15 protein-coding genes and 1 pseudogene are annotated in these 21,536 nt (G+C 45.5%); 1 reads left to right on the plus strand and 15 read right to left on the minus strand.

Annotated features, from left to right (window positions below; all coding sequences use genetic code 11):
* Positions 1–186: 186 nt before the first annotated feature.
* From HQN90_RS34890 to HQN90_RS39440, 8 genes are all read right to left on the minus strand, one after another.
* Complete coding sequence (locus HQN90_RS34890) at positions 187–2,949, minus strand: glycosyl hydrolase family 95 catalytic domain-containing protein (RefSeq protein ID WP_173227451.1); 2,763 nt, start codon at positions 2,947–2,949, stop codon at positions 187–189.
* 153 nt (positions 2,950–3,102) lie between these two features.
* Positions 3,103–5,409, minus strand: coding sequence for an RICIN domain-containing protein (locus HQN90_RS34895; RefSeq protein WP_173227452.1), 2,307 nt, complete (start codon positions 5,407–5,409; stop codon positions 3,103–3,105).
* 218 nt (positions 5,410–5,627) lie between these two features.
* Positions 5,628–8,393, minus strand: a complete 2,766-nt coding sequence (locus HQN90_RS34900; protein ID WP_173227453.1) for a glycosyl hydrolase family 95 catalytic domain-containing protein — start codon at positions 8,391–8,393, stop codon at positions 5,628–5,630.
* A 418-nt stretch (positions 8,394–8,811) separates the two neighbouring features.
* A complete protein-coding gene (locus tag HQN90_RS34905; protein ID WP_173227454.1) occupies positions 8,812–11,172 on the minus strand; it encodes an RICIN domain-containing protein in 2,361 nt (786 codons plus the stop codon).
* A gap of 591 nt (positions 11,173–11,763) precedes the next feature.
* Positions 11,764–12,261 carry a hypothetical protein gene (locus HQN90_RS34910; protein ID WP_173227455.1) on the minus strand — a complete coding sequence of 166 codons (498 nt, stop codon included), beginning with the start codon at positions 12,259–12,261 and terminating at the stop codon, positions 11,764–11,766.
* A gap of 155 nt (positions 12,262–12,416) precedes the next feature.
* On the minus strand, positions 12,417–12,605 hold the full coding sequence (locus tag HQN90_RS40070) for a hypothetical protein (protein ID WP_420851104.1): 189 nt from the start codon (positions 12,603–12,605) through the stop codon (positions 12,417–12,419).
* Complete coding sequence (locus HQN90_RS34920) at positions 12,595–12,774, minus strand: hypothetical protein (RefSeq protein WP_173227435.1); 180 nt, start codon at positions 12,772–12,774, stop codon at positions 12,595–12,597. The genes HQN90_RS40070 and HQN90_RS34920 overlap by 11 nt, the downstream gene beginning before the upstream one ends.
* Positions 12,775–13,285: 511 nt before the next feature.
* Entirely contained in the window at positions 13,286–16,936 is a 3,651-nt protein-coding gene (locus HQN90_RS39440) for a collagen-like protein (protein WP_173227457.1), read from the minus strand.
* Positions 16,937–17,447: 511 nt separating this feature from the next.
* Here HQN90_RS39440 and HQN90_RS34930 point away from each other — a divergent pair.
* Positions 17,448–18,137 (plus strand): annotated as a pseudogene (locus tag HQN90_RS34930) (DUF3626 domain-containing protein); the annotation flags it as partial.
* A 146-nt stretch (positions 18,138–18,283) separates the two neighbouring features.
* On the opposite strand, the gene HQN90_RS34935 reads toward HQN90_RS34930, so the two are convergent.
* The 7 genes from HQN90_RS34935 to HQN90_RS34965 all read right to left on the minus strand — a co-directional run bounded on the left by HQN90_RS34935 (position 18,284) and on the right by HQN90_RS34965 (position 21,234).
* Entirely contained in the window at positions 18,284–18,787 is a 504-nt protein-coding gene (locus tag HQN90_RS34935; RefSeq protein WP_173227458.1) for a DinB family protein, read from the minus strand.
* Between the two features lie 178 nt (positions 18,788–18,965).
* On the minus strand, positions 18,966–19,250 hold the full coding sequence (locus HQN90_RS34940) for a hypothetical protein (RefSeq protein WP_173227459.1): 285 nt from the start codon (positions 19,248–19,250) through the stop codon (positions 18,966–18,968).
* 168 nt (positions 19,251–19,418) lie between these two features.
* The gene (locus HQN90_RS34945) at positions 19,419–19,655 is read right to left on the minus strand and encodes a hypothetical protein (protein WP_173227460.1); all 237 of its coding nucleotides are present in this window, start codon (positions 19,653–19,655) and stop codon (positions 19,419–19,421) included.
* 76 nt (positions 19,656–19,731) lie between these two features.
* Entirely contained in the window at positions 19,732–20,073 is a 342-nt protein-coding gene (locus HQN90_RS34950; protein ID WP_173227464.1) for an NUDIX domain-containing protein, read from the minus strand.
* A 34-nt stretch (positions 20,074–20,107) separates the two neighbouring features.
* Positions 20,108–20,554, minus strand: coding sequence for a GNAT family N-acetyltransferase (locus HQN90_RS34955; RefSeq protein ID WP_338042426.1), 447 nt, complete (start codon positions 20,552–20,554; stop codon positions 20,108–20,110).
* 140 nt (positions 20,555–20,694) lie between these two features.
* Positions 20,695–20,988: a hypothetical protein gene (locus HQN90_RS34960; RefSeq protein ID WP_173227462.1), complete on the minus strand. Its 294-nt coding sequence runs from the start codon at positions 20,986–20,988 to the stop codon at positions 20,695–20,697.
* 105 nt (positions 20,989–21,093) lie between these two features.
* Positions 21,094–21,234, minus strand: a complete 141-nt coding sequence (locus tag HQN90_RS34965) for a YjcZ family sporulation protein (protein ID WP_173227463.1) — start codon at positions 21,232–21,234, stop codon at positions 21,094–21,096.
* Positions 21,235–21,536: the final 302 nt, after the last annotated feature.

Here is a 21,536-nt window from a genome sequence, read left to right on the forward strand (position 1 = left end):
AATTTCCATGAATCGAAGGTTCGTGATCTCCCCCATCTGTCAGCTTTCACCATTCCCGCGTCGCGGGGTCTTCCGCCATCTCATCACCACTTCTCCCAAAAAGAAGTGCAAGTCAGGAGGATACCCTCGCAGAACTTGCACTCATGAAATCTAATAACAATTTTTATTTTCGAATTGTCGAGAAGGTTACGGACTTACAAACTCAAACTTAACTGCATCTGCATTGACGTAGGTATTGTTCGCATTATTCGTCAACTCTACATAGCCATTCGTTCCCGCGGTGAATGTGAAATTCCCCAAAGAGACCCACCCTGGACTCGGTGCAACCTGTTCATTAACGTAAGTTATATGGTTACCTGTGGTATCGTGCACGTTGAACGGAGCATTGGTGGCCCGATAGGTAGAGCCATCCGGTAACTTGTAGGACACCTTATAGGTACCGGCACTTGGCAAGTTTGGCGTCCATTTCACCTTTTTCGTTCCAGTTCCAGATCCTGCATACACATAGTTAGACCCCTGAAAATTCGGTAAACTCGTGGATGAGATCCATGAACCTGTGAGTTCGGCGGCTGTATTATCTACAATGATTTCCGAGCTATTACTCACGTATTTGATTCTTGGATCCGTGTCCACATTGAGCAATTGATCCTGATAACGCACAATCGGCTTCGTTCCGAAAGGAGAATCGATCTGCGCCGATACCAATTGCCCGTTCGCCCACTCGATGCTGAGCTCGTATCCGCCTCTCGCCTTGACGCCTACGATTTTCCCGCTTGTCCATGCTGTTGGGAGCGAAGGGAGCAGTTCAATTTCTCCGGATTGACTTTGCACAAACAATTCTGGATAATAAGCGCCTCTCACTTGCCATTGGTTCGAACTACCTGTCGGGTAAACGGATGCAAGGGAAACAGCTTTATTCCCATCATTAAGACGCGCCCACATGTACGCGGGATCTGGAAGAGTCGCACCCGCTCCGCGCATAGTCAGCGAAACTTTAGCTGCATTAAATAGAGCGGGTGTCCCCCTCTTCGTAATCTGGTCAAGAAAACCAACGCCAATTAAATGGGAGGCATGGCGGTGGCTGGGGTCAGAGATCGCGTAGTCATTGTTCCATTCCTTGATTTCACCACTGTTTCCAATCTTATAAGGAAGCAGCTTGGGTAAGGCCGTTCTAACACGATTCAGCAAATCAACATCTGCTGGAGAATCGGCTTCCAATATACTGCCTGCTTCGAGAACATTTTCAAACAACTCTCGAATTACGGTCATATCGACTGTTGAACCTTGACTGACTGCAGCCTTTGTTCCATCCGAAAGCTTATACAACGCCTCAGGAGAAGTAGAAGGCGATGTCACGAGATAGCCGTCCTTATTGGTAACGAGATAATCCAATGCAAATTCCGCGGAGCCCTTCATAAGAGGGAATGCGGTGTCACGAAGAAATACCTTATCCTGCGTAAACCGATATTTATCGTAAGCATTAAACATGAGCCATATGCCGCCCGTAGGCCAAAGCGCGTATTGATTCCCCCCGTCTGAAAAGGAGGTTTTCGCCCAAACATCTGTTGCGTGCGGCACCATCCACCCGTCAAAGCCGTAATCGATTTGTGCAGTTTTCGCTCCGTTGACGGCTAAATTTTTAATATACTTCCAGAGCGGATCGCCATTCTCAGTCAGATTCCCCGTCTCAATTAACCCATACGTTTTTTCTACGTTTTCATTTAGGAAATGCCCACCGTTAAAGGCAGGCTTCCAATTGAATTCCCACATGCCATTCCCATTTTGGGGACGGTCGAATGTATTCGCCCTGGAAGCAGCAATCATAATATAACGAGCGTACTGGTAGGTAAGCGTGTAGGGTCTCGAAGCATCTGAATTACCATTTACTTCCGCCCATAACCTGCGAAACAAACTCCGATAATCGGTCTGATGTGCATCCAGGAGTTGTGTATAGGTTTTGGCAAAAGCGGCGTTTATAATTCCCGTTACGATTGGGGTAGGATTAATGCCGCCTTGACTTGGATTCGGATTCGTAAACGGATCCTTGTAACTTGTCGCGTCAGCATATAGGAGTTCGATGACCGTAGCGCCAGAAATGTTCAAATTACCTCCCGTTGCTGTGATGGTTCCTCCCGTCGTTCTAGCACGAAGACGAGCGTCAAACGTCATCCCTCTCCCGTTCCCCCACTGACTTGCGTCATTATCGTAAGGGGCAGTTCCTTTCATCTGGATCTCGCTGCCAGATGAAGATACTGTACCGTGTGTGTTCATTTCCGGCGGTAGAGCCATCTTAGCCGTCATACTCATCGGCTGGCCGCCGTCATTGGTCATTCGTATGACCATAACGCGGTCCGGGTTACTGGCAAATACTTCACGCGTATACGTTGTGTTTCCCACTTTATACTTGGTTGTAACAACCGACTTGTCCAGATGAAGCTCACGATTATAGTTCGTATATCCCGTCGTATTCGGGACATCCAGAATGATATTGCCAATCGGCAAGAAATTAGCCAATTTCGTTGCTCCCCACATACCCGCTGCTGCCGTATCAGCTAACTTCAATTTACTCTCGCGATATGTGACTGTTGTTGCCGTATCAGCCCCAGCAAGCAAGCTTCTTGTAGCATCCAGAGCTGTTTTACGACTTGGATTATAATCATTGAAAGGTTCACCGGAATGAAACGTTTTATCGTTAAGTTGAAGAATTTCGGTAGCTACGCCACCTGACACTTTAGCGCCGAAGTAACCATTTCCAACGGGGGCTCCATTAAAATCTGTCCCACTGGCAGGCGTTGTCCAATTAAATTTCAAATCATCCCAATTGCCTGTTTTTTGAACAGGCAGTGCTGTACCCCCTACATTTGCATGAGCTTGATTCGATGTTCCAACTGAAATCAAGCTTGTTACGAGTAGAGAACTAACAAGCAAACTGATCAAACTTTTTCTCATCTTTTCTCCTCCTTAGATGTTCTGGTGAATCTGACACATATAGATGTGGCCACTCTTTGATTTGCCAACACATTGACGCTTGGCATGATCACAAAAATTTTGATCATATTTTCATCCTTCTTGTGAATTTTCCCAGAAGGATAACTAGCATACTTACTGTACTTTCACAATGGCCCATTGTTCTTCAGGCGAACTGGTATAAGGGTTTTGAACAAGTGCACTACCGTCGAGCACACTGCCGTCTTTTACTTCCAGCGCTTTGCCGCTTCTTACATTGGAAAGACGATACAAGCCCTTTCCGATAAATTGAATGTTCCATTGTTGGTTCGTCCATTCATGATAAGGCCATTGGTTAATTAAAGCCCCGTCTGCAATTGATCCTCCTTTCGCACTAAGTGCGTCATCGCTATTCTTGTTCAATATTTTGTATTGCCCGTTGCCTACGCTTTCAACTTTCCATAATTGACTGTTCGCTCCCGTATACGGCGCTAGATTAGTATCTGCACCTGAACTCGGCGACCCTCCTGTGATATCTAGCACTTTGTTGCTCTTCAAGTTCACAATTTTGTAGTAAGACGCAGGAATGTAGTTATCCGCAATCTTTTGAACTTGCCAAAGTTGGCTGTCGTTTCCGTTATAATCACGTTGATCAGCGGGGTTGCCGTCGCTAGAAGAACCGTTCAAATTTTCTAAAACCTTCCCACTATTTACATTTGCGATCTTGAAATAACCATTACCTACGCCGGATATCGTCCATTGCTGGCTTTTGCCTGGGGGGGCTGCACTCGTTTCCGTATCGGCCGATTGTATGATAGAAGCACCATTTGTAGTACTTCCGCCCGATACATTTATCGTTTTACCGCTAAGTTTATTGACAAACTTAAAATTGCCCAAACCTAAATCCTCTATGATCCATTGCTGGTCTGCCGCATCGACGCTTGTTCGCTGAGCTACGGCTGCTCCATCGGTTAAAGCGCTTCCAACTCCGAGCGCCTTACCGCTTCCTTTATTAACGATTCGATACACCGCATTCGGATCAAACGTATCGATTCCTGTCGGGGTAGGAACATTGCTGGTAGAAGAGCCGACTTCCAATTCTTTTGCAGCGGCATAACCGCCTGTCCCCGTATTAGCTTGCAATTTGAAATAGCGAGCTGTTTGGGACGGGAACGTAACCTGTTTCATCTTGTAATCACCGTTCCACGTTCCGCTGGCAACCGTGCTAAAGTTCGTTCCGTCTTGGCTGGCAGAGAGGGAATAAGATGTAATTTGTCCGCCAGTTAATTTAATAGAAGGTAAATAGTTCAACATATTAATATTGTTATACGTATAGCCTAAATCTAATGTAATGCTTTGCGGTATGGAGGCGGCGGATTGCCATACCGTTCCATTAAGACTGGCAAATCCATCAATGGCATTATTCGCTACACCGCTGCTGCTTTTGGCTGAGTTTGCTGTAATCGGATGCTCCATCATGATTGGCTGTGGGGGCAAAGGGGCACGTGAGGCATTCGGCGTCCAAGCCGCGCCAATCTGCGCCAACCGATTCACGACATTGGGATCCAGCGCTCCTTGCCGGTTCGGGGATACGTTTAAAATGAAATTTGAGTATCTAGACTCCAAAACATTTAAATGGTCATAGACGACGTCCGACACGCTTCTCGGCTCAGAGGTGGTCATAGACGAATGCCAGAACCAGCCGCCGGGAAGTAGGGTGGTAGCTTGGCTGGCTGCATACGTATTATTGGCAGGAGCCCAATGCGTTGGTCCTAATGGTTCTTCAAAACTTACGATATCCGTATCAAATTGCTCACTCTCAGCTTTAACGGTGGTAATCATAATATTAGGCTGAAGGCGCTTCACGAGTTCGCGAATTTCTTGGTAAGCTACCTGGTTGCCCACTTGCCATGCCCAACCGTCAAAGAACAATACAGGAATTTCCCCGTAATTGGTAAGCAGTTCTGTTAATTGCCCCTTCATAAAATCGAGATCCGCTCTGCTAATAATATTTTTATCAATCCCTTGCTGACGGTCCCAAATCGAGTAGTATAAACCTGGCAAAATCCCTTTGGAACGCATAGAATCGACATATTGTTTGACGATATCATGCGGATATGAGCTGCTCATCACGTTGTAAGTACCGTATTTCGTTGGCCACAAGGCAAACCCGTCATGGTGTTTGGTCGTTAACACCGCATATTTCATGCCTGCGGATTGAGCGGCATCAGCCCACTGATCCGTATTCACTGACGTGGGGTTGAAGATAAGCGGGTTTTGTCCTGGAAGTGCCCATTCCTGATCTGTGTAAGTACCCATATTGTAGTGGATAAACATGCCGAACCGTAAATCAACATAGTTCTTTTGGTTCGTGTACGTGTCGGCGAAGGCGGGAATTACTGTACCAACTAGCAACGTAAGGCCAAGACTCAGACAGACAAAAAGTTTATTGCCAATCCTCATTAAAATAACCTCCCATAATATGATGATATTGATTTCCATGAATGATTCGAAGGTTCGTGATCTCCCCATCTGTCAGCTTCCAACATTCTCGCGTCGCGGGGGCTTCCGCCATCTCATCACCACTTCTCCCAAAAAGAAGTGCAAGTCTGAAGGAACCCTCACCGAACTTGCACTCATGAAATCTCATAACAATTTTTATTTTCGAATTGTCGAGAAGGTTACGGACTTACAAACTCGAATTTAACTGCATCTGCATTAACGTAGCTATTGTTCGCATTATTCGTCAACTCTACATAGCCATTCGTTCCCGAGGTGAATGTGAAATTCCCCAAAGAAACCCACCCTGGACTCGGTGCAACCTGTTCATTAACGTAAGTTATATGGTTACCTGTGGTATCGTGCACGTTGAACGGAGCATTGGTAGCCCGATTGGTGGAGCCATTCGGTAACTTGTAGTACACTTTATAGGTACCGGTACTTGGCAAGTTTGGCGTCCATTTTACCTTTTTCGTTCCAGTTCCAGATCCTGCATACACATAGTTAGAACCATGAAAATTCGGTAAACTCGTGGATGAGATCCATGAACCCGTGAGTTCGGCGGCTGTATTATCTACAATGACTTCCGAGCTATTACTCACGTATTTGATTCTCGGGTCCGTGTCCACATTGAGCAATTGATTCTGATAACGCACAATCGGCTTCGTTCCGAAAGGAGAATCGATTTGCGCAGAGACCAGTTGCCCGTTCGCCCATTCGATGCTGAGCTCGTATCCACCTCTCGCCTTGACCCCTACGATTTTCCCGCTTGTCCATCCAGTTGGTAAAGAAGGAAGTAGTTCAATTTCACCGGCATGGCTCTGAACGAACAACTCGGGAACATAAGCGCTAATCGTCTGATACTTATTTCTGTTCGGATCTATGGCGAATAATTTATGGGCCGCAACAGCTTTGTCTGGTTTTCCAAGACGGGCCCACATATACGAATTATCCGGAAGGTAACCTCCAGTCCCGCGCAATTCCAAAGATTTATTGGCTGCTGCGAATAAGTCCGGGGTTCCCCGTTTCGTAAGCACATCGCGCAACATTAGGCCAACCAGATGCGAAGCGTGACGATGCGAAGGATCCTTGCCAGGGTAATCGTTACTCCATTCTTTCAACTCTCCCTGACTTCCAATAGCGAATGGAAGAAGATGAGGGATTGCCACATTAATCCGGTTAATCAAATCCAAGTCTGCCGCACTGTTTGGTTGCAAGACGCTTGCGGCTTCAAGCACATCATGGAAGAGTTGGCGGATGAGCGACATATCCATCGTGCTGCCTTGACTCACCGCAATCTGAGTCAGATCCGACAGCTTGTATTTATTTTCCGGCGAAGTGGACGGCGAAGTGACGAGATAACCATCCTTATTGGTCACGAGCAGATCAAGCGCGAATTCCGCCGCTCCCTTCATCAGCGGATAAGCGGTGTTCTGAAGGAACGTTTTATCTTGCGTAAACAGATAATGCTCGTAAACCGCATTCATCAGCCATATGCCGCTGACTGGCCATAACGCATATTCGTTATCTCCGTTGCCGAGCGTTGCTGTCGTCCATATATCGGAGTAGTGTGAGGACAACCAGCCGTTAAAGCCGAAATCCACCTGTGCGGTTTGCGTGCCTTTGATCGACATGTTTTTTATCCACTTCCATAGCGGGTCGCCTACTTCAGGCAAGTTAGAGGTTTCAATATTGGCATAAAACTTTTCCACATTTTCATTTAGAAAATGGTTGGAAAACGTCACGGGCTTCCACTCAGGGTTCCACATGCCATAACCATTACGGGGTACATCGTTCCCGCGGGATGACGAGATCAATTCATAGCGGGAGTATTGATAGGTTTTGATATTTTCTAACCCGACACCCGTGTTTCCGTTTACCTCCACCCAAAGTCTACGGAATAGTTCCCTGTAGTCGTTCAAATGTGCGTTCAGGAGATCATTGTACGATTTCGCGAACGCCGCATTCATCGTAGCGCTTACAATTGGTGCGGGGTCATTCCCGCCTTGACTCGGATTCGGAAGCGTGAATGGATCCTTGTAACTAGTTGCGCTGGAGTAAGTAAGAATAATTTCATTGGCGCCCTGGATGTTCAAATTACCGTTAACCGGAGTAATGCTTCCACCGGTGGTTTTCGCCCTCAGCCGAGCGTCGAATGTTATGCCTCTTCCTGGCGCCCAGAGGGAATCATATCCAAAATTATAGGGCGCCGTTCCCGTCATGGTAATCTCATTCCCGGAAGACTGAACGGCAGCATGACCCGTCATCTCGGTTGGATACGTCAACTTGGCTGTCATGCTCATCGGTTTGTTCTCGTCATTTGAAATCCGCATCATAACGACGTTATCCGGATAATTGGCAAATACTTCTCGGGTATACGTCGTCGTGCCGACCTTATATTTCGTGGTGACCGTAGCCCGATCCAGATCAAGCACACGGGAATAGCCCGTAAATCCTGCCGTGCCCGGCACGTCGAGCACCATCTTGCCAAGTGGAAGGTATACGGCACCGCCTTCAAATTTCCCCCACATGCCTTTTGCCGCGGTTTCTGCCGCCTTCAACTTCGCTTCCCTATAAGTGACGCTAGTCGCCGTATCCGCTTCCGCCAGCAAACTGCGAGTCTGCTCCAGAGCCGTACGTCGGTTAGGGTTAGAATCGTTAACAGGCTCGCCGGACCAGAAGGTTTTATCGTTAAGCTGCAACGTGTCCGATGCGACTCCACCAGCTACTCTTGCTCCGATACGGCCATTGCCGACGACTGTGCCAGTAACATCGTTTCCGCTCGCTTCTGTTGCCCATGTATATTTTAACTGATCCCAATTTCCAGCTTTTTGTTCAGGCAGGAACGTGGATCCGGAAATCGCATTAGACTTCTGTGGAATAGCGCCGCTTACAAGCAATGTTCCTACCAATAAAGCGGCAAATAGCATCTTTCTATTTTTGAGCATACATGTTCCTCCTTTGAACTTTCCCATCTTTTACGTAAGCGCTTCCACTTTTATGGCTTCTTTTTCATCTCTCCTCCCAAATAATGAAGAATCAGCTTAAATGATCATTTGTTTGTTCACCTCGCTTAACTTCCGTGTACCTTCACTTTAATGGATAAGTGTACCAGCATAAATGGGTAAAACCGTGTAAAAACAGTGAAATCCTTTGATCTTACTTTATGCTCATAACAAAAACAGCTTCGCCGCCCTGAGAGATGAGCTTCTTCAAAGCGACAAATCCTGTTAAGAGAACTGTAGGACGCTATATTGTCAAATAGCAGGGATACTAGGGTCATAGCGGAATTACAGTAGGACCATCGAATCAAGGTCATGCAAATATAGGCAGTACAGTGCTGCCTGCAAGCGGTTAGCGGCTTCGTTAATGCTTCGTTGTAAACGGACTGGCCGGAAGACCCGCCTGATTGAACAAATTAGGATTTTGAGGTGCCTTACTGTACGCATAACGCACGTACACCGGGGATGGAACAGAAGCGGATGTTACCTCGATGGTGTTGTTTGACTGATTGATCGTCGCCGCAGCCGATGTGAAGATCCCATTCGCACCCGCAATCTCAAACTCTTTCAGGGTGCCGCCGCTCGTCTGTCCGTATACGTCTTTGATCATGAGGCCGCCGCCGAGTGAGTTCGCTTCAAACTCAACAATCATTTTGTTACCGTTTATGGTTGCGTTCTTGAATAACGGACCTGTGAACACGACCGAGGACTGACCCAGAATCATATTCTTTGCCATCAAAGACATACGCTTGCCGACCGTATCTTTGCCGGGCGGATGAATGTTCGTAGATGTTTGATGGTCGGTGTCTAATGTAACGACCATACCGATTTGTGATGGATTGGTTACATTCTTCAACGCAAGTCGTTGAGCTTCACGCACAGCCGTGAAATCGGAGACCGTGTAACGCGCCAACTGCGCATAGAAAAAGGGCAGATCGGCTTCCGCCCATTGCTTCCGCCAATCATTGATTAAGGTAGGAAAGGCTTCCGTATACATGGTTCCTCGCTGGTAGTCATTCTCCCCTTGAAACCATAATACCCCGGCTATTTTATACTTAGTTATCGGGGCTATATGATTATTATAAATGACTCCATCATTTGCCGTGTAATTCGGCGAGTCGTTTTCCGATGTGCTGCGAATCCATTTCGTAATATCAGTGCCGCCCCAGGCAGTCGATATAAGGCCGATGGGGACATTCGGATTTTCTTGCAACAGTTGGTCTGCAAAAAATAGGCCGATCAGAGACAGCTCCTTGTTATTATTTTCAGATAAGCTCAACCACGAGTTGCTGCTGTCTCTAAACGGAACATTGAAACGAGCTTCGCTCGCAGCGATGCTAGCTAGAGTGAAGTGTTTAATCATTGGGTTCGTGGGAAGGGAGGGGTAGTATGTCGGGTTACTCGCCGAATTGGAATATCTCCAAGCCATGTTGGACTGTCCTGCAAGTACGAATACGTCGCCCACATACACGCCTTCAATCGTCTTCGTATTGCCGCCGCCTGCAATTGTAAGCTTGTATGGCCCTCCTGCAGGCAGTGGGGATAATGAGGCATCCCAATTCCCGTTGGCATCAACTACTGCGTTCTGTTGTGACATGGAACTTCCATTGCTTAAGCTAACGTTAAGTTGTACCCCAGCAACTCCTTTTCCCCAAATGACATGGTTTTTGTTGCGCTGCAGCACCATATTTGTCGTGAAGAAATTAGGCAGTGTGATCCCTGTTTCTCCATTCGGAACCAAAACAACTTCAAACTTCGAGTTATCTCCGTTATCTACGGTTGACTGAATAAATTGGGTTGCACTCGTTTGGGATGCACCGGGTATACTGATCTCCTTGCCGCTATTGCTGTTCAGCAGCTGATAATGACCTCCGCCGAGGTCATCCAATTTCCATTCATCATCAGCCGCAATCCCTGCCGTGTAAGACCTTTGGATAATTTTGGCTCCATCGGAAGTAGAATAGCCCCAAACCGCAAGCGCTTTGCCGCTGTTTTGGTTAATAATCTTGACATATCCTCCGTCTAATTTAACTACGTTCCAAAGCTGACTAGACGAGCCATTATACGGTTTTTGAATAACCCGAGCGAGATCGCTCGAACTGTTTCCCTCCACATCAAGCGCCATGCCTGAGTGGACGACAACAAATTTGTAAGCCGGTGGAGATACTTGTTTGATCAGAAATTTCTGATTATCTATGTTTGTTTTACTCAATTGAGTCAACGGAGTCCCGGCCATTTGACTTTCGTCTGGAATATTGAGCGCTTTGCCGCTGTTTCGGTTAATCAGTTGATAATATCCCGATTCTGCGTCCGTTATCAGCCATTCATCATTTGCAACACCCCCGGGGGCATACGTAGTTTGAACAACGCTGGCATTGTTGGAGGTGGAAGCATCCATAACACTTAACGCTTTGCCGCTATTCTTGTTGATGACTTTATAGTAGTTGCCGTCCAGATTCGTAATTTCCCACTTCGCTTCGTCCATGCTGGCATCCGACCCTTGAATAACCGGCGTGCCTTCTTGGGTATCGGATGTCCCCGATACGCCGATGGCTAAGCCGCTTTGTTTCGCTGTAATGGTGTAGGTCTCTCCGGAGATAATCCCGGCTGTGGCGGCGTGCGCTTTTCCCGCTGTTCCAAATAATGGGGAGACCAACGCGCACAATAAACTTGCCGCAATACCCGCTGCAAATAGGCTGATTTTACTTTTCCTGATTCCCGCCATAGATAACTTCCTCCTTTTGTAATTGCTGAGTCACGAAAACGTCTAAAAATCGAGTCTGTCATGCCGTTTGAGGACGTTGCCGGAGTCATGAGTGCGTTTCAGATATAACTGTAAGCGTTTACAACATAAGAATCATCCCCCCCACACAAAAGTATTTGGATACATTTAAAATGATACAAACAAAGATCGTGCAAGCAAATGGCATAATCTTATATGTTTGTGTGTTTTTCTATGGATAATCCCTGACAACGGGGTTATCCTAGATTACTTCAAAAGCTCAACTTGACAATCTATTACAGGTTTTCGGTCATGATGAAATGTTCGATTTAATGAAGATTACTCACGAGAATACCTAAATGGAGATTCGTTAATAGCTCAATATCGTTTCGAAATTGATAATATAAGGGATTTTCTTTTTATCCGTTTTAATTATAGGGACTTTCTTGTCGCCTACACGATTTGCAAAGGGGGCAATCGCTGTTTATTAAAGATATTTGCTTTTATGTAGTTAGTGATAGTTTTGGAATTCTGATATTTGAACATAGTAAATCCAGTTAATTATTGTAGCCGTCATCATTTCATGTCGGCTGACTAATAGCTCTTCTTTCTTGAGTTGGCGTATTTTCCTGCGAGTAGTCCTTTCGTTCTTGGATAGTGCCGGTCTTTACGGACGGGAAGTAGATTGCGTTTGATTTCATCAACAATTGCAACCATTCGTGCCTTTCGCTCCTGGTCACTCTTCTCTAGAATGAAATGAATGAGATCCTTTTTCATAATGCCTATAGCAATATTTTTGTTTATGGCCATAACGTGTTTACCGTCATGTCCTTTTTCTTGTTCCAGTTCCATTTGTGCTTCGAGCATGATGTCATTCATAATGTTGCAGAGATAGATCGTGGCATAAATATCCTGTTCTAACAAGATCGGCTTTGTACCTATGAAATTCTCAATGCCAAGTTTGTTTTTAAGGTCATCATAGGCGGTTTCTAGATCCAAACGCATGCTGTAGAGCTCACCAATTTCTTTTGTTGAGAATTCTTCAGGAATGATGTTCGTTGCCAGATATTCGTATTCACCACTTTGCAGCAATACACGCACAACCTAAGATGTATGCTACCTGCTTTCATCAGTTTATCTGCGGTAGAAGTGTCTCTATGTGGATGAATTCTAGTCTTGTCAAATACAATCTCAACTAGGCAATCATCACTTTCCATTTGTTTTTGTTCTCGCTTGAAGGTGGTAGCTTACAATCTGACCAGAAATTTTTGTCGCCGATCCATCAGATCGATAAAAAATTCAGCAGACGGGTAACCTCGATCGAAAATAATCACACAAGGATGGATGCCAATCACTTTGGCCATATTTTCAATATGTAGGAGTGCCTGCTCCCGCTCACTAAACTTCCAACGATTAATGCTACAGTCAACGATCATTTTGTTGATCGTATCGTACAAACAGGAAATGCCCAACTGAGCCTGTGGCTTTACATTTGTTTTTGAAGCATTCCCAAACAGGATTCAATTTTAGCCGCTGCTTTAAATAGCCAACTTTAGATATAGTCTCTTTTAAAGCCAGCAATTTTTTGAGACTTTGCAATTCCATGTGAAGTGTTCTTCCTTTTCTGAATAGTACGCTGAGCATCAAGTTATCCAATGACATTTTTCTAATACAAGTGAAGTGAGTTTCTTTCAATGCTCTACACAAATTAACAAAGGCAGACGTTTTTGCGTAAATCATGTCTTCAGAGATACGAGATTCTGAATTTCTTACTACACTCACCCCGTTTCAATCATCATATACCAATCGTGGCTTCACTTTAGCATAGGCAGCCTTAAGATAGGGGATTTGTTCTTCAGTTACAGGGCCGAGGTTGGCTCTCACGGTTTGAACAACCTTGCCGTTTACCCTCTTATTTTCCACGTTCTCCAACAGGAGGACGTTACGGAGAGAAGCACCATTTTTATAGTGAAGCGCTACAACAGATAACCGGTATTCCCCCAGTCACCAGACACCGGCGCTTCCATACAAAAAAACAACCTCTGTTTGAGATTGTTTAGAATAAAACATTTAATGATGTTTGTTAACTTTACGAAACGACTCTATAGAGTACAGTTTAGAAGAATGCTGAGAATCTTGAAATAGTGACATGACCTGCGCTGTTTGCTATTACTGGTGAATTAGCAATAGTAATAGGAAACCCAGATATATTTCTAAACTGAATTGTATCTCCAACAGCAAAGGCCTCAACTTGAACTAAAACCAATTGACCACTTGTTGCTGAGGTTACAGCAGGAGCGAGATATGCAGTAGAATTATTTAGTGATAACCCAATTGTTGATTCTGGTAGTGTGGCAGCTGCAAGATTTACAACAACACTAATGTTGTACAAACCCGCAGTTTGTATTGTGAAAACACTTGTTACTGCGTTATAAGTAAGTGCAGTAAATTGGTTTGGAGTAATATTTAAAATATTTGATCCCGAAGCAATTGTCTGAGGTTGAATATTACCGTTAAAGTATGCATCTACAAACGTAGGAGGTGGGCCAGTGGGGCCGGTTGCTCCTGTTACACCTAACCCCGTTGCTCCAGTAGCTCCTGTTGTACCATTTGCACCAGTTACTCCTGTTGCTCCTGTTACTCCCGTAGCGCCAGTTGCTCCCGTTGCTCCCGTTGCTCCTGTTGTACCATTTGCACCAGTTACTCCTGTTACTCCTGTTACTCCTGTTGCTCCTGTTACTCCCGTAGCGCCAGTAGCTCCAGTTGTACCATTTGCACCAGTTACTCCTGTTACTCCTGTTACTCCTGTTGCTCCTGTTACTCCCGTAGCGCCTGTTGTACCATTTGCACCAGTTACTCCAGTTACTCCAGTTACTCCAGTTACTCCTGTTACTCCTGTTACGCCCGTAGCACCCGTAGCGCCCGTTACCCCTGTAGCACCAATTGCCCCCGATACGCCAGTAGTCCCTATTGCCCCAGTTCCCCCTGTAGCTCCTGTTACTCCAGTAGCCCCTGTTACTCCTGTTATTCCAGTTTCACCCATAGCTCCTGTTACGCCCGTAGCACCCGTAGCGCCCGTTACCCCTGTAGCACCAATTGCCCCCGTTACGCCAGTAGTCCCAGTTACTCCTGTTGCTCCAGTAGCCCCTATTGCCCCAGTTCCCCCTGTAGCTCCTGTTACGCCCGTAACGCCCATTACACCTGTAGCACCAATTGCCCCCGTTACGCCAGTAGCTCCAGTTACTCCAATTGCCCCAGTTTCACCCGTAGCTCCTGTTACGCCAGTAGTCCCCGTAGCGCCCGTTACACCTGTAGCCCCTGTTACTCCTGTTACTCCAGTTTCACCCATAGCTCCTGTTACGCCCGTAGCGCCCGTAGCGCCCGTTACACCTGTAGCACCAATTGCCCCTGTTACGCCAGTAGCTCCAGTTACTCCAATTGCCCCAGTTTCACCCGTAGCTCCTGTTACTCCAGTAGCACCCGTAGCGCCCGTTACCCCTGTAGCACCAATTGCCCCAGTTCCCCCTGTAGCTCCAGTTACTCCAGTAGCCCCTGTTACTCCTGTTATTCCACTTGCACCAGTTGCTCCAGTTGCTCCAGTTTCACCCATAGCTCCTGTTACGCCCGTAGCCCCCGTAGCGCCATCTGCCCCTGTTACTCCAGTTGCTCCAGTAGCTCCTGTTGCCCCAGTTTCACCCGTAGCTCCTGTTACCCCTGTAGCACCAATTGCCCCCGTTACGCCAGTTACTCCAGTTACTCCAATTGCCCCAGTTTCACCCATAGCTCCTGTTACGCCCGTAGCGCCCGTTACCCCTGTAGCACCAATTGCCCCCGTTACGCCAGTAGCTCCAGTTACTCCAGTTACTCCAATTGCCCCAGTTTCACCCGTAGCTCCTGTTACCCCTGTAGCACCAATTGCCCCCGTTACGCCAGTAGTCCCTGTTACTCCTGTTACTCCTGTTGCTCCAGTAGCCCCTGTTACTCCTGTTATTCCAGTTGCACCAGTAGCTCCAGTTTCACCCATAGCTCCTGTTACGCCCGTAGCACCCGTAGCGCCCGTTACACCTGTAGCACCAATTGCCCCCGTTACGCCAGTAGTCCCAGTTACTCCTGTTGCTCCTGTTATTCCAGTTGCACCAGTTGCTCCAGTTTCACCCATAGCTCCTGTTACGCCAGTAGCACCCGTAGCGCCCGTTGCTCCAGTAGCCCCTATTGCCCCAGTTCCCCCTGTAGCTCCAGTTACTCCAGTAGCCCCTGTTACTCCTGTTATTCCAGTTTCACCCGTTGCTCCAGTTTCACCCATAGCTCCTGTTACGCCAGTAGCGCCCGTAGCGCCCGTTACACCTGTAGCCCCTGTTACTCCTGTTACTCCAGTTTCACCCATAGCTCCTGTTACGCCAGTAGCACCCGTAGCGCCCGTTACACCTGTAGCACCAATTGCCCCCGTAGCGCCATCTGCCCCTGTTACTCCTGTTATTCCAGTTGCACCAGTTGCTCCAGTTTCACCCATAGCTCCAGTTTCGCCAGTAGTCCCTGTAGCGCTCGTTACACCTGTAGCACCAATTGCCCCCGTTACACCAGTAGCCCCTGTTACTCCTGTTACTCCTGTTATTCCAGTTACTCCAATTGCCCCAGTTTCACCCATAGCTCCAGTTTCGCCAGTAGTCCCTGTAGCGCCCGTTACACCAGTAGCACCAATTGCCCCCGTTACACCAGTAGCCCCTGTTACTCCTGTTACTCCTGTTACTCCTGTTACTCCTGTTACTCCTGTTATTCCAGTTGCACCAGTTGCTCCAGTTTCACCCATAGCTCCTGTTACGCCCGTAGCGCCCGTTACACCTGTAGCACCAATTGCCCCCGTTACACCTGTAGCACCAATTGCCCCCGTTACACCAGTAGCCCCTGTTACTCCTGTTACTCCTGTTATTCCAGTTGCACCAGTTGCTCCAGTTTCACCCATAGCTCCTGTTACGCCAGTAGCACCCGTAGCGCCCGTTGCTCCTGTAGCACCAATTGCCCCCGTTACGCCAGTTTCACCCGTAGCTCCCGTTGCTCCAGTAGCCCCTATTGCCCCAGTTCCCCCTGTAGCTCCAGTTACTCCAGTAGCCCCTGTTACTCCTGTTATTCCAGTTTCACCCGTTGCTCCAGTTTCACCCATAGCTCCTGTTACGCCAGTAGCACCCGTAGCGCCCGTTACACCTGTAGCACCAATTGCCCCCGTAGCGCCATCTGCCCCTGTTACTCCAGTAGCCCCTGTAGCGCCCGTTACACCTGTAGCACCAATTGCCCCCGTTACACCAGTAGCCCCTGTTACTCCTGTTACTCCTGTTATTCCAGTTGCACCAGTTGCTCCAGTTTCACCCATAGCTCCAGTTTCGCCAGTAGTCCCTGTAGCGCCCGTTCCCCCTGTAGCACCAATTGCCCCCGTTACACCAGTAGCCCCTGTTACTCCTGTTATTCCAGTTACTCCAGTAGTGCCAGTTCCCCCTGTAGCCCCTGTTACTCCTGTTATTCCAGTTGCACCAATTGCCCCCGTTACGCCAGTAGCCCCAGTTACTCCAGTTGCCCCAGTTTCACCCATAGCTCCTGTTACGCCAATTGCACCCGTTACGCCAGTAGCCCCTGTTACGCCAGTAGTGCCAGTTCCCCCTGTAGCACCAATTGCCCCGATCGGCCCTTGTTCGCCTGCACTTCCTTTAAACCCATGAGGCCCTCGTACACCTCTTGGACCTCTTGGACCTCTTTTACAACTTGTATTCCTGACCATCTTTTTTTTTCTTTTGCATTTACAATTTACTTCACGGCATTCAAAACACAACTTGATACATGTTTTTTGCTTTTTTTTCTGCTTATGATAATCGGTTGACTTTCTTTTGCCCGGCTTTTTTTTTTTTTGATGTTTGGATTTTAGATATTTGGGTAACGATTTCTTTTTTTCTACTGAACAGAAAAGAGTCAACACTGTCACCTCCATACAAATAAAGTATGAGGATAAACGTTGACTGGAATAGACTCATTACTCAATTTGAAAAGTTTAAGTTCAACTTAATATCAGATTTATCGGTTGTCGTGCAAAGCTCTAATTCATAATAACGTAACTGATAATGAAGTCATGGGATGGAGTAAGTTACTATTGGAACCAAATTGGATTTATTTAAATGTAAGCAGTATGAATCCATAGTAATAACCACGGCTTACAAATCTGCGATGACTAGAGCATTCTGCGGGTCACTCTTGGAAGGTAAGTTATCTCGATTCACTTTGTTTTTTTTCATCGATTTGAAAATGCTATCACTAAACTAAAATCTCACGCAAGTATTGCGCTACACTTTCACCCAGATAGATTAGATCCGAACATGAAAAGCATTGCTGAAGCACTACTTGAGCAGGGAATTTATAAGGGGACGTATGAGGAATTTGACCTCATTTTGGCTGCTCTCATGAGGGATGCGTTCTATAGTGATTTTGCCATTGGTGAAAGAAATCTAACGGTTCAAAAGTTAATCGATCATATGCTCGTCAATCTTGAGAAACCATTCCAAAATCCATCAAACAAAGAGCCAAACCGAAATCTTAACCACTATATCTAAGCTCAGGTTCATGGTGATATTTCTCTTAAAGAAGACGTAAAGATGCTTGTTGCCGATCCATCATTTAAGGGCACCCATACTGGACGAATCTTAGAACAGATATGTTTAAAATATTCAGTCGATCTTAACTGGCACATGGGCTTTACACTTTTGGTTGATGAGGTTCCTATGAATTTTAGAAGTCCTTCGATGCCTTCACTAGCCAAAAGAATTGCGCAAAGTGATTTTATTGATGTAAATATGATTGGCTCCGCAGCTATGGACTTGAAACGAAATCCAAGTAATTGGAGCGATAGAGGAACCTACAAAGAAGTTCTGCAAGAATTAAAATTACTCTGGCATGTTTTAGTGAGATATGGAAAGCCAATGGAAAAGTGAACAATTTCCCGTGAAGATGGAGCAATTCTGTCCGTCCCCTTCTCCTTCAGTCACTAACCTGCTCTTACAATGAAAAAGCAGCCGATCTGGCCGGCTGCTCCAATGTGTTAGTATTCCACTATCGTACCCGTTAGTATAATCTTACTCTAAATTACTGGAGGTAGCGCTCCGTACTCGGCCCACTGCTCTTTTGTCGGGCCGTAAAGATCCGGCACACGAAGGCCTGCCTGACGCATCAGGACTGTCATCTGACCACGATGATGAATCTCATGCTTTACGAGAATATCCAGCATTAAGCCGTTTGGCCATTGATCACCATACATATCGCTCATGATAAGCAGATTCTCATCTTTCCAACTGGACTGTATAGCATCAAGGAGCGCTTGTGAGGTCCTCTTATAGACTGACGCGATGTCTGCTGCCGAAGCTGGCACCGGCATATCTTCGCCCGGTCCTTCGAAAGACAGTCCCGTCCGAGATGGCATTTCGTGCAACGTCTGTACAAGGTGCCATGCAACACGTCCAAGCGTTCTATGATCGCTTGTTATCTGTTGGCCAAGAGACTCGTCGGTCAGCATCTCCAGTATCCGCATTGTTGCTTCCGTTTCATTCTGCCAAGTTGCGGCAAAATCTTTAATGTGTTTATACATATCCAACATCTCCTTTTTGTAATGGAATCAAGTTCATTATACCGAACATTAGTTCGCTAGTAAATATTAACATTTACTTAAACTACCCCCGTTAACCAAACGAAGCTGCCGAAAATCATTGCGCTAATCCCGATATGTAACTGTTGGGAGCCCCAGACTTCCACTAAAACAGAGTATATTAAGGAGCATTACCACCAGATACAATTTGCCACCCAAAAACAGTGAATTTCAAGTAGAGAATATGTGGAAAGTTATTGCGAAAATTCCCATCCTTCTCTTTAACGTAATACCTTTGACCGTAAGAAGTGTCAAAGTAATCATCTTTAACAATATAGTAATTAAAATTAGCACTATTTAAATGGCTCATAATTGCCTTTTCTGGTGATGAGTGATTGTAAATATATGTACTCGAAAGAACAATAATAATAATCCCAAGTATTGAGAACAAAACCTTAGCTTTCACTAACATCCCACCTTATAAGTAATGGAATCCTCTTTCGGTCAACACCCTCAGTAACTTGTTGAGCTATAGTTCTCCGATAGCTTATAAAAACCATTCAGTTCTCTTCTACGTTATTAGATTTAATCCCACCACGCGTATAAGTGTTCTTCTGTTACAAGCTCATCGCTCTTAACACAGAATGCAACAAAATCTTCCTTCATTATATATTTTTGCTATTGTAGGAGAAGTGTTATGACTCTCTAGTGGATTAATGTATTTGTTCTCAATTAGTTCTTTTAAAGTATTAAAATCAATAAATTCAAAGCGCCTAATACTTCCAGAACCTCTTTTTGCAATCCACTCTCCAGAAATATCTAGCAATCTGTCTCTCTGCTCAAAATCCATGTTGAAATCAAAAATACCCATTAGTTCTGTCCCCCAAGCAACTCAATAGAACTTCTTTCCTTATTGTTCCTCGTTAACGGAATAATTAGTTGAAGATTTAATTTATATCTCCTGTATACACTCCCTGTGGTATTTCACCATTTGCAATTCCAATTATGTGATTGATCAATCCTTTTGGGAAAAACCTATATTCATTAAGACTTGTTATTGGAATCCACTCAATTCCAATGTAGTCCTCATCTGGAGCTATTCCATTTCCCAAGTTATTCTCATCCATTATTTCACAAATAAAAACGTGGTCTACCACATGAGTTTTTGGGTCAATCAAATTATTCCCATGATGATTTTTACCAATGTACTCCCTAATTACTTCTATAAGACATCCTACTTCCTCTAGAAATTCTCTTTGAAGGACTTCCGAAAGATGGCTGTCAGTAATTCACTGACAGCCATTTTTTTACTAAGGGTATCTTTTAATTAAGTCGTAGTAAACGTATGAGTTCTCCATCAATTATTTCTTCGCTAGCCTTTTGAAACCCTAAGGATTCATATAGGCTCCCAGCAATCAAGTTATTGGGTCTGTGTCCGATCATTAATCTTTTACAACCATTTTGTCCCATAAGCTCAATCAGCATTTTCATTGCTGTTTTGCCATACCCATTTCCTTGATGATTCTCATCAATCATTAGCGCAGGTATCCAATGATTACCGTCTTCATCTGGGTTTTTACAAAAGACAATAAATCCGACTAGTAACCTCTCCGAATATATTGCACGCAACTCAAAACCATCAACGTATTTAGATTCTGCAATCCAATAAACTACAGGGGCTGGAAAAACACTAATTTGTTCTTGCTTAACTTTTAACTTGGTACAACTATACCAATTTTCAATTGATACTGGCATTAATTCAATAACCACAGAAATTCCTCCCGAGTTTGATATCACAGAGGAACTCATTCCTCTGTGACTATAATTGACCTTCCTCCATTACAATCACCACAGCAAAGATATTCTTCATACCACATCACTCCCTTCAATAATGGGAAATCCCCCCATTATCATACCATTAAAGATTGGTAATAAACTGTTATAAAAACGAAGTCTCGAGCCCCACCTATTTCATCATTCACCATGCTATTCTGTCCCGTTAGGTGAGCGAAAGGCTGCCGATCGTGCCGGCAGCCTCCCATTGCTGTGTATTGAACAAACGTTCCCGTTAACGTAACAAACTTGTGTTTCAGAAATCGCTTGCAGTTAATGTACACAGCCGCTTGTTGGAAGGAATAGTTGAAATGGGGATATAGACCTAGTGCGAAACCATCCACTTGACCGTATATTGATATTGCCAGCACACGCAACTCACTCGTCACCCCAACAACGAGAAAAAAACGGTCTGTATTCGCATCTATTTCGCGATAAGACCGTTTTTGTTTTTCTCGATAAGTTGGTTTAAGGAATTACCATACAAAAGCAGATGTGATGATAACCAAAAGAATAAAAAGAACCAAAATAGCTGCTGCGCTTGAACCGTAACCTGCACAACTTCCACCATAACCTACTCCGCCTACTCCGCCTACTCCACCATAACCTAAGGCCATGTTTACTCATTCCCCTCAAGTAAATTTTCATTACGGTATAATCATATGCTCGGTACATAGTGATTGATTGGACATAAGTCAGGGATTACTTGTTGGAAGGTAAAAAACACAAAATAATCCGTTCCTCTAAAGGACGGTTTTTTGTTTAGGAAAGCGGAGGTATTCGTGGAACAATTGAACAATCCTGCCCGTTAGCCGTTCATGCAGCGCAAGACCAGCGCTGCACCACAGAGGATGAAAATGGATAAAATCCGTCAATACTTCTACTACGGCTGGGTGAGGAAGGTCGATCAACTATGGTG

Source organism: Paenibacillus alba (assembly GCF_013204855.1).
Lineage (GTDB): Bacteria > Bacillota > Bacilli > Paenibacillales > NBRC-103111 > Paenibacillus_E > Paenibacillus_E alba.

Coding starts and splice junctions, on each gene's coding strand:
- HQN90_RS34895 (WP_173227452.1), bottom strand. CDS start 5,409: ATGAGGATTGGCAATAAACTTTTTGTCTGTCTGAGTCTTGGCCTTACG.
- HQN90_RS34935 (WP_173227458.1), bottom strand. CDS start 18,787: ATGTATAAACACATTAAAGATTTTGCCGCAACTTGGCAGAATGAAACG.
- HQN90_RS34900 (WP_173227453.1), bottom strand. CDS start 8,393: ATGCTCAAAAATAGAAAGATGCTATTTGCCGCTTTATTGGTAGGAACA.
- HQN90_RS34965 (WP_173227463.1), bottom strand. CDS start 21,234: ATGGCCTTAGGTTATGGTGGAGTAGGCGGAGTAGGCGGAGTAGGTTAT.
- HQN90_RS40070 (WP_420851104.1), bottom strand. CDS start 12,605: ATGATCGTTGACTGTAGCATTAATCGTTGGAAGTTTAGTGAGCGGGAG.
- HQN90_RS39440 (WP_173227457.1), bottom strand. CDS start 16,936: ATGGTCAGGAATACAAGTTGTAAAAGAGGTCCAAGAGGTCCAAGAGGT.
- HQN90_RS34905 (WP_173227454.1), bottom strand. CDS start 11,172: ATGGCGGGAATCAGGAAAAGTAAAATCAGCCTATTTGCAGCGGGTATT.
- HQN90_RS34920 (WP_173227435.1), bottom strand. CDS start 12,774: ATGGAATTGCAAAGTCTCAAAAAATTGCTGGCTTTAAAAGAGACTATA.
- HQN90_RS34945 (WP_173227460.1), bottom strand. CDS start 19,655: ATGGGTATTTTTGATTTCAACATGGATTTTGAGCAGAGAGACAGATTG.
- HQN90_RS34890 (WP_173227451.1), bottom strand. CDS start 2,949: ATGAGAAAAAGTTTGATCAGTTTGCTTGTTAGTTCTCTACTCGTAACA.